Origin of the sequence: Rummeliibacillus sp. POC4, assembly GCF_003576525.1 — a bacterium.
GTDB lineage: Bacteria > Bacillota > Bacilli > Bacillales_A > Planococcaceae > Rummeliibacillus.
In genome coordinates, this window is the sequence record NZ_QWUA01000141.1 from 1 (window position 1) to 1,850 (window position 1,850).

3 protein-coding genes are annotated in these 1,850 nt (G+C 38.8%); all 3 read left to right on the forward strand.

Translation table 11 applies throughout. The annotated features are described in order from the left end of the window. Positions 1 to 365 precede the first annotated feature (365 nt). From D1606_RS19235 to D1606_RS19175, 3 genes are read left to right on the forward strand one after another with little or no spacing between them, the layout of a single operon-like run. Positions 366 to 500: a hypothetical protein gene (locus D1606_RS19235; RefSeq protein ID WP_255416339.1), complete on the forward strand. Its 135-nt coding sequence runs from the start codon at positions 366 to 368 to the stop codon at positions 498 to 500. Positions 501 to 526: 26 nt separating this feature from the next. Then, complete coding sequence (gene ltrA / locus D1606_RS18310; protein ID WP_124218410.1) at positions 527 to 1,435, forward strand: group II intron reverse transcriptase/maturase; 909 nt, start codon at positions 527 to 529, stop codon at positions 1,433 to 1,435. Further along, positions 1,432 to 1,812 (forward strand): group II intron maturase-specific domain-containing protein, encoded by a 381-nt coding sequence (locus D1606_RS19175; RefSeq protein ID WP_233548172.1) that lies wholly within the window; start codon positions 1,432 to 1,434, stop codon positions 1,810 to 1,812. Before ltrA ends, D1606_RS19175 begins: the two co-directional genes overlap by 4 nt. The last annotated feature ends 38 nt before the right edge of the window (positions 1,813 to 1,850 follow it).

Sequence of the window (1,850 nt, forward strand, 5' to 3'; positions counted from 1 at the left end):
TTTTTTAAGTGCGCCCGGCATGGGTGATTACTTGGTGGTGAAAGTCCACTACAGGCTTGGCAGTAGGAACTGTTAGCGAAGGGCAAGGGTGTCCATGGTGACGTGGAATCTGAAGGAAGCCGGACGCAAATTCTCGAACTGACGAACAGAAACTATATACAAGGCTGAATTGGAATGGACGAGTTTGCTTAACAAAACAAAGTCCAATACTGTCCGAACTCCATACAGTAAATATAGCAGTTACATGAGAAGAAGGTAACCACTCTTACCCGGGGAGGTCTCATGAGGGTTATATAAATAACAATTGAATTAGCGATAATTTGATGAATCATGAGAAGTCAGCAGAGGTCATAGTAGTTCTTAGAATGAAGGGCCGAACAATTTTAAATCTTGGAAAACAAGGAGGTGTAGATATCCCGATTAACTGCAGCCAACATCGTGGTAAAGACCAAAAGATGGCTACCTATGGATGGATAAGTTGGAAACTGAAGAGTAAATAGGAGCGCACAGGGATATCGACATAGATATGAAAGAACAAGATGGTATCAACTTGATTGATAAAGTCATCACAAACAATAATCTTTGGAGTGCATATAAGAAAGTGAAACATAACAATGGTGCACCTGGAGTTGATGGTATTACAGTGACGCACTTAAAGTCACATATGAAGAAATACTACAAACCACTCAAAGAAAAACTAAAAGATGGCTCTTATCAACCTCAACCAGTCAAAAGAGTTGCCATTCCCAAACCCGATGGGTCTAAAAGGTATTTAGGAATCCCTTGTGTACTAGATAGAGTAGTGCAACAAGCAATTCTTCAAGTCATTGAACCAATCATTGACCCTTACTTCTCGGAGAAAAGTTTTGGTTTCCGAAAAGGAAGAAGTGCACATCAAGCAATCAAACAAGCAGAACGTTACTATGAAGAAGGTTATCGAGTAGTAGTTGACTGTGATTTGAAAAGCTACTTTGATACTATCCATCACCAAAGACTAAGAGCATATTTAGAAGAATTCATAACAGACAAAATTGTTCTAAAACTAATCTGGAAATTCTTGCGCTCAGGCATATTGGATAAAGATATCTATATTGAAACATCAGAAGGAGCACCCCAAGGGGGTCCTCTATCTCCAATTCTAGCAAATGTCTACTTAAATAAGCTAGACAGAGAATTAGAAAAACGAGGACATCGTTTCATAAGATACGCAGATGATTTTGTTATTTATGTGAAAAGCAAGCGAGCCGGTGAAAGAGTTATGGAGAGTGTCACCAAATATATAGAAAAAGATTTACGTCTGGTAATTAATCAGAAGAAAAGTAAAATCGGTGGTGCAACATCCGCTACTTTCCTTGGGTTCAACATACAAAATCACATGGGAAAGTTGGTTGCCGACCAAGCAAGTCGGCAAAACAACGATTTAAAGGGAAATTGAAGAAATTAACAAACCGAAAACAACCCGGAACATTCGTGGATATCGTTAAAAAGATTAATCAAATGACAACGGGATGGATTAACTATTACGGTATCTCTTACATGAAAACATTCATAAGAAATACTCAAGAATGGTTAAATCATAGACTCCGACAATTAATTTGGAAGAGGTGGAAGAAACCACATACAAGATACAAGATGCTTCGAAAATATGGAATCGACCACAATGAAGCGATGAAACTAGCTAATTCCCGAAAGGGATATTGGCGAATATCTTGTAGTGAAACCATCCATCGAGCAATAACAAAAGAAAAGCTCACAAAGTGGGGATTAAAAGACATCACCTCACTCTATGAGCACAGATACTTAAAAGATTGAACCGCCGTATACGGAACCGTACGTACGGTGGTGTGAGA